This is a genomic window from Paraburkholderia flava (assembly GCF_004359985.1).
Lineage (GTDB): Bacteria > Pseudomonadota > Gammaproteobacteria > Burkholderiales > Burkholderiaceae > Paraburkholderia > Paraburkholderia flava.
On the sequence record NZ_SMRO01000002.1, the window covers coordinates 1,395,923 to 1,410,030 of the forward strand.

Consider the following 14,108-nt stretch of genomic DNA (forward strand, 5'->3'; position numbering starts at 1 on the left):
GGAGCCTGGCGCGCGCAATAACATGCACGCGCGCCGTCACCACCACCGATAAAAATGATGCACCGGACCGACGCCCGAGCCGACGTCGAGCCGGTCGCTTGCCTGCAGTGCGCCGGTCAGATACGTCTTCGCGTCGGTGACGGCGCTCGCGAGATCGTCGCATTGCGCGACGAGTGCCGCGATCGCTGACGACAGCGTGCAGCCCGTGCCATGCGTGTTCTTCACCGGCACGCGCGGACCGCCGAGACGCAGCGTCCCGTTGTCCCGAATGAGCCAGTCGGGGCTATCCGTGGATTCGAGGTGGCCGCCTTTCATCAGCACCGCCCGCGCGCCGAGCGCACGCAGTGCTTCGCCCTGACGGACCATGCCGGCCTCGTCGGTAGCAGCGGTTTCGCCGAGCAGCGCGGCGGCTTCCGGCAGGTTCGGCGTGACGAGCGTCGCGAGCGGCAGCAGCAAGTCGCGAATCGCCGCGACCGCATCGGACGACAGTAGCGCGTGATTGCTCTTCGAGATCATCACCGTATCGAGTATGACGTGTCGCGGCCGGTAGCGCTGCAGCGCATCGGAGACTGCGCGCGCGATCGGCGCGTTCGCGAGCATGCCGATCTTCACGGCGTCGATGCGGATGTCGTCGAACACCGCATCGAGCTGCGCAGTGACGAAGCCCGCGTCGGGTGCATGAATGGCCGTGACGCCGCGCGTGTTCTGCGCGGTCAGCGCGGTGATCACGCTCGCGCCGTACGCACCGAGCGCGGAGAACGCCTTGAGATCAGCCTGAATGCCGGCACCGCCGCCGGAGTCCGAGCCGGCGATGGTGAGCACATTGGCGATAACGGGAGAGGGAGAGGAGGCGGTTGTCATCGGAACGCGGATACGGCGGAAAAGAGGCGGGAGTGGGACGGCACGGAGACGGCGAGGTGATGATGAGACGCGAACAAAGACGCGAGCGTCGCTACCAGCCGTGCATCAATGCCGCATTTCACCGATCAGCGCGACCGAATCGAACGCGCGCTGATTCGCCTGGTGGCGTCGCATCACGAACCACATCATCAGGCAGACGAACGTGCCGAACAGCACGATCACCAGCGCGACCGGCACGTCGAGCCACACGAGCACCGCGTACAGGCACAGCATCACGAGCACCGACAGATTCTCGTTGAAGTTCTGCACCGCGATCGAGTGACCGGCCGACAGCAGCACGTGGCCGCGATGCTGCAGCAGCGCGTTCATCGGTACGACGAAAAAGCCCGACAGCCCGCCGACGACGATCAGGAACAGATACGCAACCAGCAGGTAACCCGGCACATGCATTCTGCCCAAATAGATGCCCCAGTGCGCCGGGAACAACTGCTTCGTGTAGAACGCCATCAGCATCACCGCGATGCCCATGATGATGCCGACCGGCAGCACCGACAGCGACTTCTTCAGCGGCACGCGGGCGGCGGCGATCATCGCGCCGGCCGCGACGCCGACCGCGACGACGGCCTGCAGGATCGCGCCTTCGGACAGCGACATGCCGAGCGACACCTCGGCCCACTTCAGCACGATGAATTGCAGCGTCGCGCCGGCGCCCCAGAAGAGCGTCGTGACCGCGAGCGAGATCTGCCCGAGCTTGTCGTTCCAGAGGACCTGGAAGCACTCGGCGAAATCGGTGACCAGTTTGATCGGCCCGCGTTCCTGGCGTGGATAACGCGCGCCGGTATCGGGAATACGCAGATTGAACAGTGCGGCGACGATGTAGATCGCGATGATGATGAGCATCGCGGCTTCGGCCGGTGTGTTGATGTTCGGCGGCGTGTACTTCATCACGTGCGCCGCGATGTGCGGGCTGATCAGCGCACCGCCGAGTACGGTGCCGAGAATGATCGAACCGACGGTCGTGCCTTCGATCCAGCCGTTCGCGGCAACGAGCCGGTCAGGCGGCAGCAGTTCGGTGAGGATGCCGTACTTGGCCGGCGAGTAGGCGGCTGCGCCGAAGCCGACGATGCCGTATGCAAGGAGCGGATGCGCACCGAACAACATGACGAGGCAACCCGCCACCTTGATCGTATTGGTGACGAACATCACGCGGCCCTTCGGACGGGAGTCCGCGAAGGCGCCGACGAAAGCCGCGAGCACGACGTACGACAGCACAAAGAACAACTTGAGCAGCGGCGTCATCCAGTTCGGGGCGTGAAGATCTTTCAGCAGTGCAATAGCAGCGATCAGAAGCGCATTGTCGGCCAGCGAGGAAAAAAACTGCGCGGCCATAATGGTGTAAAAACCTTTTTTCATCTGATGCGATGCTTTCCTCGCCGCTGTCTGTCCGGCCCCCGCGTGCGGTCGGCGTTCGGGCTTATTCCGTTCGAAATGGGTTGTGCGCACGGCTTTATATCATGAAAATAGCTGCATTCGGACTAGCAAAATCCTTGATCGCGCCGCCCAGCGGGCTCCGGACGTATCGAAAACGCCCAGTAAGCCGCTGATTCGCAAGCGTCTTTATGAAAAACCCTCATGCCGCGCCCTCTCTCAGCCACGATTCACACCGCCGCACTCGCCAATAATCTCGCTGTCGTCCGCCGCCACGCGCCGAAATCGAAGGTCTGGGCAGTGGTCAAAGCCAATGCGTATGGCCACGGTCTCGCGCGAGCGTTCCCCGGATTGCGCGCAACCGATGGCTTCGGTCTGCTGGACCTCGAAGAAGCCGTGAAGTTGCGTGAACTCGGCTGGGCCGGACCGATTCTGTTGCTCGAAGGTTTTTTCCGTCCCACCGACATCGACGTCATCGATCGCTACAGCCTCACCACGGCGGTGCATTCGGACGAGCAGATGCGGATGCTCGAAATGGCGCGCCTGTCGAAGCCGGTCAACATCCAGCTGAAGATGAACAGCGGCATGAATCGCCTCGGCTACACGCCCGAGCGTTTTCGCAGCGCGTGGGAGCGCGCGCGCGCATGCCAGGGCATCGGGCAGATCACGTTGATGACCCATTTCTCCGATGCCGACGGCGAGCGAGGCATCGCTCACCAGATGGCCGCGTTCGAGCGCGGCGCGGAAGGCATCGCCGGCGCGCGCAGCCTCGCGAATTCCGCGGCGACGCTGTGGCACCCCGAGTCGCATTTCGACTGGGTGCGGCCAGGCATCATCCTGTACGGCGGTTCGCCGTCGGGTGTGCACAGCGCGATCGCGGGCACGGGTCTGCAGCCGGCGATGACGCTCGCGTCCGAGCTGATCGCGGTGCAGACGCTCACCGACGGGCAGACCGTCGGCTACGGCTCGAAGTTCGCGGCGCGCGGACCGATGCGCATCGGCGTGGTCGCGTGCGGTTATGCGGACGGCTATTCGCGGATCGCGCCGGAAGGCACGCCGATCATCGTCGATGGGGTGCGCACGCAGGTGGTCGGTCGCGTGTCGATGGACATGATCACCGTCGACCTCACGCCATGCCCGAATGCGGGCGTCGGTTCGCGCGTCGAGTTGTGGGGCGCCTCGCTGTCGATCGACGAAGTCGCGCAGGCGTGTGGCACGATCGGATACGAACTGATGTGCGCGATCGCGCAGCGCGTGCCCGTAAGAGCCGAGTGAACGCGCAGAATGCGCATACAGCACCAGGATAAATCGCAGCAACAGCGGAACACGCGTGGCTAAACAGAAAACGTTGTACACCTGCAGCGAATGCGGCGGACAGGTGCCGAAGTGGCAGGGCCAGTGTCCGGCGTGCGGCGCATGGAATACGCTCGTCGAGGGCGTCGCGGAGCAGGCGGGCACGCATCGCTATCAGTCGCTCGCGAAGAACGCGCCGGTGCAGCGGCTCGCGGACATCGAAGCATCGGACGTGCCGCGTTTCTCGACCGGCGTCGGCGAATTCGATCGCGTGCTCGGCGGCGGTCTTGTCGCGGGCGGCGTGGTGCTGATCGGCGGCGATCCGGGCATCGGTAAATCGACGCTGCTGCTGCAGTCGCTCGGGGCGATCTCGAGCGAGCGGCGCGCGCTGTACGTGAGCGGCGAAGAATCGGCCGCGCAGATCGCTTTACGCGCGCAGCGGCTGTCGCTGCTCGAAACCGGCAGCCAGGCGAACGACCTGCAACTGCTCGCCGAAATCCAGCTCGAAAAAATCCAGGCGACGATTGCGGCCGAACGGCCCGACGTCGCGGTCATCGATTCGATCCAGACAATCTACTCGGACGCACTCACGTCCGCACCCGGCTCGGTCGCGCAGGTGCGCGAGTGCGCGGCGCAACTGACGCGCGTCGCGAAGCAGTCGGGCACCGCGATCATCATGGTCGGCCACGTGACGAAGGAGGGCAACCTCGCGGGGCCGCGCGTGCTCGAGCACATTGTCGATACCGTGCTGTACTTCGAGGGCGATACGCATTCGTCGTTCCGCCTCGTGCGCGCGTTCAAGAACCGCTTCGGCGCCGTGAACGAACTCGGCGTGTTCGCGATGACCGAGCGCGGCCTGCGCGGTGTCGCTAATCCGTCTGCGCTGTTTCTGTCGCAGCACGAGCAGTCGGTGCCGGGCTCGTGCGTGCTGGTCACGCAGGAGGGCACGCGGCCGCTGCTCGTCGAAGTGCAGGCGCTCGTCGATACCGCGAACGTGCCGAATCCGCGACGCCTCGCGGTCGGGCTCGAACAGAACCGGCTCGCGATGCTGCTCGCCGTGCTGCACCGGCACGCGGGCATCGCGTGTTTCGATCAGGACGTGTTCCTGAACGCGGTCGGCGGCGTGAAGATCACCGAGCCAGCGGCCGATCTCGCCGTGCTGCTCGCGATCCATTCGTCGATGCGCAACAAGCCGCTGCCGAAGGGGCTGATCGTGTTCGGCGAAGTGGGGCTCGCCGGCGAGATCCGGCCGTCGCCGCGCGGTCAGGAGCGTCTGAAGGAAGCCGCGAAGCTCGGCTTCTCGATTGCGTTGATTCCGAAGGCGAATGCGCCAAAGCAGCCGATCGACGGATTGCAGGTGATCGCGGTGGAACGCATCGAGCAGGCGATTGACCGGGTGCGGACGCTCGAGTGACGAATCGGGCGGATCGAGTAGATCGTGCCCCTGTAATCCGCTGTAAATAACACCGGGATTACTGTAACCAGACTGCTGCACGTTTTCCCTATGCTGACCGGGTGTGTATTCGTGTCCCCCGAAGCGGAAAGGATGACGTCTTGAAACAGCCTCATGAAGCAGCGAGCGATCGACTCTCGAATCTGCGCGGCTGCCGCGTGTCGCCGCCGATCCAGCCGCCGTGGGGCGGCGGTTGCCGGATCGTCGAGTGGATCGATGAACACGGGCAACTCTCGCGCCGCGTCGTCGCCGAGAACGTGACCGCCGACCAGGTGCGCGCGACCATTCGCCAGCATGTGCAGGGCCGCAAACATACGCTCATCGACGATGGCCCGACGCAGCGGCAAACCTTGCCGCGCCGCTAGGCGTTTTAGTCTGACTCAAATTGCTGCTGGCATCTGACGACGTGCCGGGCTATTAATCCGGCGCGTCGCTAACGTCTTCGCCGCTGTCCAGCTGAGGCGCAAACAGCGGATGCCGCGCGGCCTCCGCAGCCGTCAACACCGGCGACACGCAGCAGTCGAGCGGTTCCAGCAACGCCACCCAGTCTTCCAGCGGATTGCCCGCGATGATCGCGGCGAGTTCCTGCGTCAGCGCAGCCGCGTCCGGCCCACCGATTGCCTGTCCCAGGCTCCAGTGGCGCGCGCCCCAGTCCGGCCGGCCAAGCGCCGTGCACAGCGTTTCCCAGAATTTGAGTTCGAGCGCGCCGACCGCGAGCCAGCGTCCGTCGAGCGTGCGATACAGGTTGTAGCAGGGCGCACCGCCGTTCAGCAGACCGCCGCCCGCGGGCGGCGTCGTGCCGTCGTTCGCGAGCGCGACTTGCGCGACCACGTTGTGCGCGTAGGTCGCATGAGCCATCGATACATCGACGAAGCGTCCATTGCCGCCGCGCGCGACATGCCACAGCGCCGCGAGAATCTGCGTGACCGCGCTGAGCGCGCCGCCGAGCAGATCGGCGATCTGGAAATTGGGCAGCACCGGTGCGCCGTCGCGATCCGCGAGCTGATCGAGCACACCCGCATAGCCGACGTAGTTGATGTCGTGACCCGCGCGCTGCGAGAACGGCCCCTGCACGCCGTAGCCGCTGATCGCGCAATAGACGAGCTTCGGATTCAGCGCGAGCAGCGCGTCATGACCCACGCCGAGCCGGTCCATCACGCCTGGCCTGAAACTCTCGATCAGCACGTCCGCTTCGCGTGCGAGCGCACGCAGCACCGTGAGCCCGGCTTCCGATTTCAGATCGAGCCGCATCTCGCGCTTGCCGCGATTGACGAGCCGGTAGAACGCACTCGGTCGGCCTGCGACGCGGTCGCTCGTGCTCTGCATCATCGTGCGGGTAGCGTCGCCGGCGCCGGGCGGTTCGATCTTCAGCACTTCGGCACCGAGTTCGGCGAGCCGCAGCGTGGCGACGGGGCCGGGCAGCAGACGCGTCAGATCGAGTACGCGCAGACCTTGCAGCGCGGCAGGGGAGGACGAAAACCCGGACGACAGGACGGACAAGGCGAACCTCTCATCGAAGCCGGCGCGGACCGTGCAAGGTGCCGTCAGCCGATCTGTTCAAGTTCCTCGTGTGCTCCGAGCCATTCGGCTTCGAGCGCCTCGAGGCGCGCATTCACTTCCGCCTGGCGCCGGATCGAATCGGTCAGCCGGGTCTTGAGGGCGGGCTCGTAGCTGGCCGGATCGACGACGAAGGCATCGAGCGTCGACTTCTCCGTGTGGAGCGCGTCCATTTCCTTTTCGAGCTTCGCGATCCGCGTCTGCAGCGGCTTTTTCAGATGCGACAGCTTTTGCCGCGTCTCGGCTTCGAGACGCCGCTGTTCCTTGCGATTGACGCCCGCGTCCGCATCGCTACCTGGTGAACCGGTCGACGATCCCGCCGCCTTCAACGCGGCACGCTGTTCGGCCGCGTGCTGCAGCAGCCAGTCGCGATAGTCGTCGAGGTCGCCGTCGAAAGGTTGCAGCCGATGCTTCGCGACCAGCATGAACAGATCGGTCGTCGCGCGCAGCAGATGCCGGTCGTGCGATACGAGAATCAGCGTGCCGTCGAACTGCGCGAGCGCCATCGTCAGCGCATGCCGCGTTTCGAGGTCGAGGTGATTGGTCGGCTCGTCGAGCAGCAGCAGGTTCGGCTTCTGCCAGATGATCAGCGCGAGCGCGAGCCGTGCCTTCTCGCCGCCGGAGAACGGCGCGATGCGCGCGCTCGCCATTTCGCCGGGAAAGTTGAAGCCGCCGAGGAAGTCGCGCAGTTCCTGTTCGCGTGTGTCCGGTGCGAGGCGCGCGAGATGCTGCAGCGGCGAATCGTCGGGGCGCAGCGTTTCGAGCTGGTGCTGCGCGAAGTAGCCGACGCGCAACCCCTTACCCTCGCGCACGTCGCCGCTAAGCGCGCCGAGCGTGCCGGCGAGCGTCTTGATCAGCGTCGACTTGCCCTGGCCGTTCGCACCGAGCAGACCGATGCGCTGACCGTTCTGGATCGACAGCGTGACCTGGTCGACGATCGGAATCGGCGAGCCGTCTTCCGCGAGATAGCCGCAACGCACGTCTTCCATTACCAGCATCGGGTTCGGCGCGGACTCGGGCGTGCGGAACTCGAACGTGAACGGCGAGCTTGCATGCGCGGGCGCGATCAGTTCCATCCGTTCGAGCGCCTTCACGCGGCTCTGCGCCTGACGCGCCTTGCTCGCCTTCGCCTTGAAGCGATCGATGAAGCTCTGCAGATGCGCGACGGCTTTCTGCTGCTTGTCGTATGAGGCCTGTTGCAGCGCGAGCTGCTGCGCACGCAGGATTTCGAACTGCGAGTAGTTGCCGCCGTAGCGCTTCACCTGCTGGTTCTCGAGGTGCAGCGTGACGTTGCAGATCGAATCGAGGAATTCGCGATCGTGCGAGATCACGATCAGCGTGCCCGCATAGCGATGCAGCCAGTCTTCGAGCCAGACGATCGCGTCGAGGTCCAGGTGGTTCGTCGGTTCGTCGAGCAGCAGCAGATCGGACGGGCACATCAGCGCCTGCGCGAGGTTGAGCCGCATGCGCCAGCCGCCCGAAAAACTGCTGACCGGCTCGCGGGTCTGTTCGAGCGTGAAGCCGAGGCCGAGCAGCAGCGTTTCGGCGCGTGCCGGCGCGGTGTAGCCGTCGGCGTCGGCGAAGGCCGCGTGCGCGTCGGCTTCGGCGGCGCCGTCGTGTGCCGCGGAGGCCGCCTCGATACGGGCTTCGATTGCACGCAACGTGGTGTCGCCGTCGAGCGTGTAATCGAGCGCGGAGCGCGCGACCGACGGCGTTTCCTGCATCACGTGCGCGATGCGCCACGCGGGCGGCAAGAAGAAATCGCCGGCGTCGGCGTGCAGTTCGCCGCGCAGCACCGCGAAGAGGGTGGTCTTGCCCGCGCCGTTCGCGCCGATCAAGCCGGCCTTCTCACCCGGGTTGAGGGTGAACGTGGCTTGATCGAAGAGCGGCTTGATGCCGCGCGCAAGGCTGAACTGGTTGAAACGGATCACGGGAACGCAGATGCTCGGAACGGGAAAGTCGCTATTCTAGACTGCGCAGCGACGCCCTGAGCATCGGCCGAACGGCTAGCTCCCGGCGCGGGCCTTTTCGCTTAGACTGGGCGCTTTCACGGGAGGACGTATGGCATCGATCCATGATTTCTCGGCGCGTACGCTCGGCGGCGAGACGATCGGGCTGGACCGGTATCGCGGCAAGGTGCTGCTGATCGTCAACACGGCGAGCGAATGCGGCTTTACGCCGCAATACGCGGGGCTACAGGCGGTGTACGGCGAATACGCGGAGCGCGGGCTCGAAGTGCTCGGCTTTCCGTGCAACCAGTTCGGCAAGCAGGAGCCGGGCGACGCGACGCAGATCGGCAGCTTCTGCGAGAAGAACTACGGCGTGTCGTTTCCGATGTTCGACAAGATCGACGTGAACGGCGCGAACGCGCATCCGCTGTACAAATACCTGACCGAAGAAGCGCCGGGGCTGCTCGGCATCGAGGCGATCAAGTGGAACTTCACGAAGTTTCTGATCGACCGCGAGGGTAACGTCGTGAAGCGCTATGCGCCGTTGACGAAACCCGATGCGATTCGCGCGGATATCGAGAAGCTGCTGTAGGAGACTACAGGATCGGCGCGAACAGCCGCGCCACATGCATCGCCATGCGTCGCCATGCGGGAGCGCCGCGATACTCGCTGCGATCGATCTCGATGGCCTGCGTGAAGTCGTGCTCGAGCATCGTCTCGACCTCGATGGCGAAACCGTGGTCGACGGTCAGCACCATGATCTCGAAGTTCAGGCGGAACGAACGGTTGTCGAGATTCGCGCTGCCCACCGCAGCGGCGACGTCGTCGATCAGCACGACCTTCTGGTGAATGAAACCCGGCTGGTAGCGGAAGATGCGGATGCCGGCGCGTACCGCGTCGTACGCGTAGAGCGTCGATGCGGCGAACACTACCTTGTGATCGGGGCGGCTCGGAATCAGGATGCGCACGTCGACGCCGCGCAGCACCGCGAGCCGCAGTGCGGACAGCACCGCTTCGTCGGGGACGAGATACGGCGTCGTGATCCAGACTCGTTTGCGCGCCGCGTTGATCGATTCGACGAAGAACAGCGAGCAGGTTTCGAAGCGGTCGGCGGGGCCGGTCGGCATCACGAGGCAATGCATGCCCTCGCTGGTCTCATCGAACGGTGGTGTGTCGAGCGGCGGCAGTTGCTGGGTCGCCCAGTACCAGTCTTCGGTGAAGACGAACTGGATGCTGGCTGCCGCCGGTCCGCGAACCTCGATGTGCGTGTCGCGCCACGGCGACAGCGGCGGCTTCGCGCCGAGATATTCGACGCCCACGTTATGCCCGCCGACGAACGCGCGCTCGCCGTCCACGACGACGATCTTGCGGTGATTGCGGAAGTTCAGCTGGAAGCGGTTGACGAACTTGCGGTTCGTCGCGAACGGATGCGTTTCGACGCCGCCCGCGCGCAACGCCGCGATGTAGCGATGCGGCAGATCGAAACTGCCGATGCTGTCGTACAGGAAGTAGATCCGCACGCCTTGCGCGGCCTTCGTCAGCAGCGCTTCCTTCAGCATGTCGCCGAGCGCGTCGGCCCGCACGATGAAGAACTGCACGACCACGTAGTGCTGCGCCTGCTCGATTGCTTCGAGGATCGCCGCGAAGGTTGCTTCGCCGTTGACGAGCGTGCGCACCGTGTTGCCCGGCAGGAACGGCATCCCGCCAAGATGCGTGAGCGAGCGCACGAGACTGTGGCCGAGCACATCGGTCGGCGCACCTGCCGACGACGCATGCGTGTCCCACTCCGGCGGATGCGCGCGCGAGCGCAGCGTTTCGTTCTCGATGCGCCGCGCATCCGCGTAACCGGCGAACTTGCTGCGGCCGAGAAACAGATACGGCACGAGTGTCAGATACGGCATCGCGACCAGCGACACCGCCCACGCAATCGCGCCTTGCGACGTCCGCGTATGCAGGATCGCGTGGCACGCGGCGACTGCGCCCAGGACGTGAGCGAGCAGGAGGAGCGGGCCGAGATGAAGTAGATCGAGTGGCATAGGCGAGCGGCAGTGAACCGGCGCGTTCTCCATGCACGGCATGCAGGAGAAGCCCCGGCGGATCACGCCCATCTTACCGAAGCGAGTCGCGCGCGGGCACCACTATGCGTGAGACCTGCCGCCGTGCAAATCAGACCGGCAGATCGGCGGCCTGGATCAGAAACACGTTGTCGTCGCCTGCGCTCGTCGGCAGCCAGACCAGGTCGAGGCCGCCGAACGCCGCCTCGACGTGTTCGCGTTCATTGCCGATCTCGACGACGAGTACGCCTTCGTCGGTCAGCCACTCGCGCGCACTACCGATGATGCGTCGCACGATGTCCATGCCGTCCGCGCCCCCTGCGAGCGCCATCTCCGGCTCGTGCCGGTATTCGGGCGGCAGATCCTGCATCGACTGCGCGTTGACGTACGGCGGGTTGGTCAGGATCACGTCGTAGCGGCGCCCGGCCAGTGGCGTATAAAGATCGCCCTCGAACAGCGCGACGCGCTCGTCGAGTTCGTAGTCGCGCACGTTGCGCGCGGCCACTTCGAGTGCGGGCGCGGATAGATCCACCGCATCGATGTCCGCGTTCGGAAACGCGTGCGCGGCGAGGATCGCGAGGCAACCGGAACCGGTGCACAGCTCGAGCACCGACACGACCTGTTCCGGATCGGCGACGTACGGCTGCAGACCGTCCTGTAGCAGTTCGCCGATGAACGAGCGCGGCACGATCGTCCGCTCGTCGACGTAGAAGCGGAAGCCGTGCATCCACGCTTCGTGCGTGATGTACGCGGCGGGCACGCGGTCCTGCGCGCGTCGCTCGATCACGTTCAGTACCGCGTCGATTTCGGCGGGCGTGAGGCGTGCATCGAGAAACGGGTCGAGCAGATCGAGCGGCAGATGCAGCGTATGCAGCACCAGATACGCCGCTTCGTCGTACGCGTTCGCCGAGCCGTGGCCGAACGCGAGGCCGGCCTGATTGAAACGCGACACCGCGAAGCGCAGCACGTCGCGGACAGTGGAAAACGGAAGTGTCATGGATGGTCCCAGCCCCAGGTTATGCGACCAGTTGTTCGAGCACGCGGCGATAGACGTTCTTCAGCGGCTCGATGAATGCCAGATCGATGTGTTCGTCGATCTTGTGGATGCTGGCGTTGGGCGGCCCGAACTCGACGACCTGCTTGCAGATGCGCGCGATGAAACGGCCGTCGGACGTGCCACCGGTGGTCGACAGTTCGGTCGTGACGCCGGTTTCATCGACGATCGCCTTCGCGAGCGCGTCGGACAGATCGCCGCGCGGCGTGAGAAACGGCAGGCCGCTGATGCTCCAGTGCAGATCGTATTCGAGACCGTGACGATCGAGGATCGCGTGAACGCGGGCTTGCAGACCTTCGACGGTGCTCGCCGTCGAGAAACGGAAGTTGAACAGCAGCTCCGCGTGGCCCGGAATGATGTTGCTTGCGCCGGTGCCGCTGTGCAGATTGGACACCTGCCACGTGGTCGGCGGGAAATATTCGTTGCCGTCGTCCCAGCGTTCGGCGACCAGCTCGGCGAGCACGGGTGCGAGTTCGTGCACCGGGTTCTTCGCGAGATGCGGATACGCGATATGGCCTTGCACACCCTTGACGATCAGCCGGCCCGACATCGAACCGCGTCGGCCGTTCTTCACCATATCGCCGAGCGTCGCGCTCGACGTCGGTTCGCCGACGATGCAGTAGTCGAGCCGTTCGCCGCGCGACTGCAGCGCTTCGACGACCTTGATCGTGCCGTCGGTGGCGGGGCCTTCTTCGTCGCTCGTAATCAGGAACGCGATCGAGCCGCGATGCTCCGGATGCGCCGCGACGAATTCCTCGCTCGCGACGATGAAGCCGGCGATCGACGTCTTCATATCAGCGGCGCCGCGACCGTACAGCTTGCCGTCGCGCTGGGTCGGTTCGAACGGCGGCGAGGTCCATTGTTCGAGCGGGCCGGTCGGCACGACGTCGGTGTGGCCCGCGAACACGAGCAACTTGCCGGTGGTGCCCGCCGTGCCGCGTCGCACGGCCCACAGATTGGTGACGCCGTGCGACTCGATCGTCTCGCACGTGAAGCCGATCGCGGCGAGGCGCTCGGTCAGGAGTTGCTGGCAGTGCTGGTCATCGGGCGTGACGGACGCGCGTGCGATCAGCTGTTCGGTAAGGGCGAGGGTGCCGGACATGAATTCGTTATCGACCACATTCGAATGAAAAAATGCCGGCCCAGGGGCCGGCAACCATCTTGTTCGTGCAGCGCGCGGGCGGCTTTTTGCCGCCAGGCCGCTCAACTGAACAGCGTCTCGTACTGCTCCGCCGAAAAACCGAGCGTCTTCACGCGGCCGTTCACGACGACCACCGGACGCTTGATCACCGAAGGCTTGTGGATCATCAGCGCGATTGCACCGTCCTTGCTGTCGGCGGCGGCCTTCATGCTGTCGGACAGCGCGCGCCATGTCGTGCCGCGGCGATTCACCAGCGCGTCGAGCGACACGTCCTTCAGCCAGTCCTGCACGAGCGGCGCCGTGACGCCGAGTTTCTTGAAGTCATGGAACTCGAACTCGACGCCGTGTTCCTCGAGCCACACGCGGGCCTTCTTCACGGTGTCGCAGTTCGGGATGCCGTAGACGACGATTTTCGGCGCAGCAGCCATCGCTCAGTCGCCTCGCAGCAGTTCGTTCAGGCCGACCTTCGCGCGCGTTTTCGCGTCGACCTTCTTGACGATCACCGCGCAGTACAGGCTGTGCGAGCCGTCCTTCGACGGCAGGTTGCCCGCGACCACGACCGAGCCGGCCGGAATGCGGCCGTACGTGACTTCGCCGGTTTCGCGATCGTAAATCTTGGTGCTCTGGCCGAGGTACACGCCCATCGAGATCACCGAGTTCTCTTCGACGATCACGCCTTCGACCACCTCTGAACGCGCGCCGATAAAGCAGTTGTCTTCGATGATGACGGGGTTCGCCTGCAGCGGCTCCAGCACGCCGCCGATGCCGACGCCGCCCGACAGATGCACGTTCTTGCCGATCTGCGCGCACGAGCCGACGGTGGCCCACGTGTCGACCATCGTGCCTTCGTCGACGTACGCGCCGATGTTGGTGTACGACGGCATCAGCACGACATTCTTCGCGATGAACGAGCCGCGGCGCGCGATGGCCGGCGGCACGACGCGGAAGCCGCCGGCGGCGAAGTCTTCGGCGGTGTAGTTCGCGAACTTCGACGGCACCTTGTCGTAGAACTGGGAGTAACCGCCGGCCGGTTGCGGCACGTTGTCTTCAAGACGGAACGACAGCAGCACGGCTTTCTTCAGCCATTGATTGACGACCCAGTCGCCGTCCTTCTTTTCGGCGACGCGCAGCGTGCCGCGATCGAGTTGTTCGATTGCGTGTGCGACGGCTTCGCGCACGTCGGCGGGCGCGGCTTTCGGCGACAGCTCGGCGCGGTTTTCCCAGGCGTTATCGATGATCTGCTGAAGTTGTTGCGACATATGCGTGGCTGCTTGAAGAGAAAGTAGATGAAATCGGTGATGAAGCGGCGGGTGCGGGG

At 65.0% G+C, this 14,108-nt stretch carries 13 protein-coding genes; 4 read left to right on the plus strand and 9 right to left on the minus strand.

Going from position 1 to position 14,108, the window contains the following annotated elements:
• Positions 1–36: 36 nt before the first annotated feature.
• Both thiD and lplT read right to left on the minus strand, forming a co-directional pair.
• Complete coding sequence (gene thiD / locus E1748_RS17700) at positions 37–861, minus strand: bifunctional hydroxymethylpyrimidine kinase/phosphomethylpyrimidine kinase (protein WP_133648465.1); 825 nt, start codon at positions 859–861, stop codon at positions 37–39.
• A gap of 105 nt (positions 862–966) precedes the next feature.
• Positions 967–2,274: a lysophospholipid transporter LplT gene (lplT, locus tag E1748_RS17705; RefSeq protein WP_133648466.1), complete on the minus strand. Its 1,308-nt coding sequence runs from the start codon at positions 2,272–2,274 to the stop codon at positions 967–969.
• Positions 2,275–2,493: 219 nt separating this feature from the next.
• Here lplT and alr point away from each other — a divergent pair, with 219 nt between their 5' ends.
• The 3 genes from alr (at position 2,494) to E1748_RS17720 (ending at position 5,400) form a co-directional block, all read left to right on the plus strand.
• A complete protein-coding gene (gene alr / locus E1748_RS17710) occupies positions 2,494–3,564 on the plus strand; it encodes an alanine racemase (protein WP_133648467.1) in 1,071 nt (356 codons plus the stop codon).
• Positions 3,565–3,619: 55 nt separating this feature from the next.
• Positions 3,620–4,996 carry a DNA repair protein RadA gene (gene radA / locus E1748_RS17715; protein WP_133648468.1) on the plus strand — a complete coding sequence of 459 codons (1,377 nt, stop codon included), beginning with the start codon at positions 3,620–3,622 and terminating at the stop codon, positions 4,994–4,996.
• Positions 4,997–5,136: 140 nt separating this feature from the next.
• A complete protein-coding gene (locus E1748_RS17720; protein ID WP_133648469.1) occupies positions 5,137–5,400 on the plus strand; it encodes a DUF2866 domain-containing protein in 264 nt (87 codons plus the stop codon).
• A gap of 52 nt (positions 5,401–5,452) precedes the next feature.
• On the opposite strand, the gene E1748_RS17725 is transcribed toward E1748_RS17720, so the two are convergent.
• Together E1748_RS17725 and E1748_RS17730 are read right to left on the minus strand one after the other, a co-directional pair.
• The gene (locus tag E1748_RS17725; RefSeq protein ID WP_240766681.1) at positions 5,453–6,535 is read right to left on the minus strand and encodes a CaiB/BaiF CoA transferase family protein; all 1,083 of its coding nucleotides are present in this window, start codon (positions 6,533–6,535) and stop codon (positions 5,453–5,455) included.
• 44 nt (positions 6,536–6,579) lie between these two features.
• The gene (locus E1748_RS17730; RefSeq protein WP_133648470.1) at positions 6,580–8,523 is read right to left on the minus strand and encodes an ATP-binding cassette domain-containing protein; all 1,944 of its coding nucleotides are present in this window, start codon (positions 8,521–8,523) and stop codon (positions 6,580–6,582) included.
• Positions 8,524–8,653: 130 nt separating this feature from the next.
• Here E1748_RS17730 and E1748_RS17735 point away from each other — a divergent pair, with 130 nt between their 5' ends.
• On the plus strand, positions 8,654–9,133 hold the full coding sequence (locus tag E1748_RS17735) for a glutathione peroxidase (protein WP_133648471.1): 480 nt from the start codon (positions 8,654–8,656) through the stop codon (positions 9,131–9,133).
• Positions 9,134–9,137: 4 nt separating this feature from the next.
• On the opposite strand, the gene cls is transcribed toward E1748_RS17735, so the two are convergent.
• The 5 genes from cls to dapD form a co-directional block, all read right to left on the minus strand.
• Positions 9,138–10,577, minus strand: a complete 1,440-nt coding sequence (cls, locus tag E1748_RS17740; protein ID WP_133648472.1) for a cardiolipin synthase — start codon at positions 10,575–10,577, stop codon at positions 9,138–9,140.
• 130 nt (positions 10,578–10,707) lie between these two features.
• A complete protein-coding gene (gene prmB, locus E1748_RS17745; RefSeq protein WP_133648473.1) occupies positions 10,708–11,592 on the minus strand; it encodes a 50S ribosomal protein L3 N(5)-glutamine methyltransferase in 885 nt (294 codons plus the stop codon).
• Positions 11,593–11,611: 19 nt separating this feature from the next.
• Complete coding sequence (dapE, locus tag E1748_RS17750; RefSeq protein ID WP_133648474.1) at positions 11,612–12,751, minus strand: succinyl-diaminopimelate desuccinylase; 1,140 nt, start codon at positions 12,749–12,751, stop codon at positions 11,612–11,614.
• Between the two features lie 101 nt (positions 12,752–12,852).
• Complete coding sequence (locus E1748_RS17755; RefSeq protein ID WP_133648475.1) at positions 12,853–13,218, minus strand: ArsC family reductase; 366 nt, start codon at positions 13,216–13,218, stop codon at positions 12,853–12,855.
• A gap of 3 nt (positions 13,219–13,221) precedes the next feature.
• Positions 13,222–14,049, minus strand: coding sequence for a 2,3,4,5-tetrahydropyridine-2,6-dicarboxylate N-succinyltransferase (gene dapD / locus E1748_RS17760; RefSeq protein ID WP_133648476.1), 828 nt, complete (start codon positions 14,047–14,049; stop codon positions 13,222–13,224).
• Positions 14,050–14,108 lie beyond the last annotated feature (59 nt).

What these genes read in the sequence shown, in the direction of transcription:
- cls (WP_133648472.1), bottom strand. Translation starts at nt 10,577, where the DNA reads ATGCCACTCGATCTACTTCATCTCGGCCCGCTCCTCCTGCTCGCTCAC.
- dapD (WP_133648476.1), bottom strand. Translation starts at nt 14,049, where the DNA reads ATGTCGCAACAACTTCAGCAGATCATCGATAACGCCTGGGAAAACCGC.
- dapE (WP_133648474.1), bottom strand. Translation starts at nt 12,751, where the DNA reads ATGTCCGGCACCCTCGCCCTTACCGAACAGCTGATCGCACGCGCGTCC.
- alr (WP_133648467.1), top strand. Translation starts at nt 2,494, where the DNA reads ATGCCGCGCCCTCTCTCAGCCACGATTCACACCGCCGCACTCGCCAAT.
- E1748_RS17735 (WP_133648471.1), top strand. Translation starts at nt 8,654, where the DNA reads ATGGCATCGATCCATGATTTCTCGGCGCGTACGCTCGGCGGCGAGACG.
- prmB (WP_133648473.1), bottom strand. Translation starts at nt 11,592, where the DNA reads ATGACACTTCCGTTTTCCACTGTCCGCGACGTGCTGCGCTTCGCGGTG.
- thiD (WP_133648465.1), bottom strand. Translation starts at nt 861, where the DNA reads ATGACAACCGCCTCCTCTCCCTCTCCCGTTATCGCCAATGTGCTCACC.
- E1748_RS17755 (WP_133648475.1), bottom strand. Translation starts at nt 13,218, where the DNA reads ATGGCTGCTGCGCCGAAAATCGTCGTCTACGGCATCCCGAACTGCGAC.
- lplT (WP_133648466.1), bottom strand. Translation starts at nt 2,274, where the DNA reads ATGAAAAAAGGTTTTTACACCATTATGGCCGCGCAGTTTTTTTCCTCG.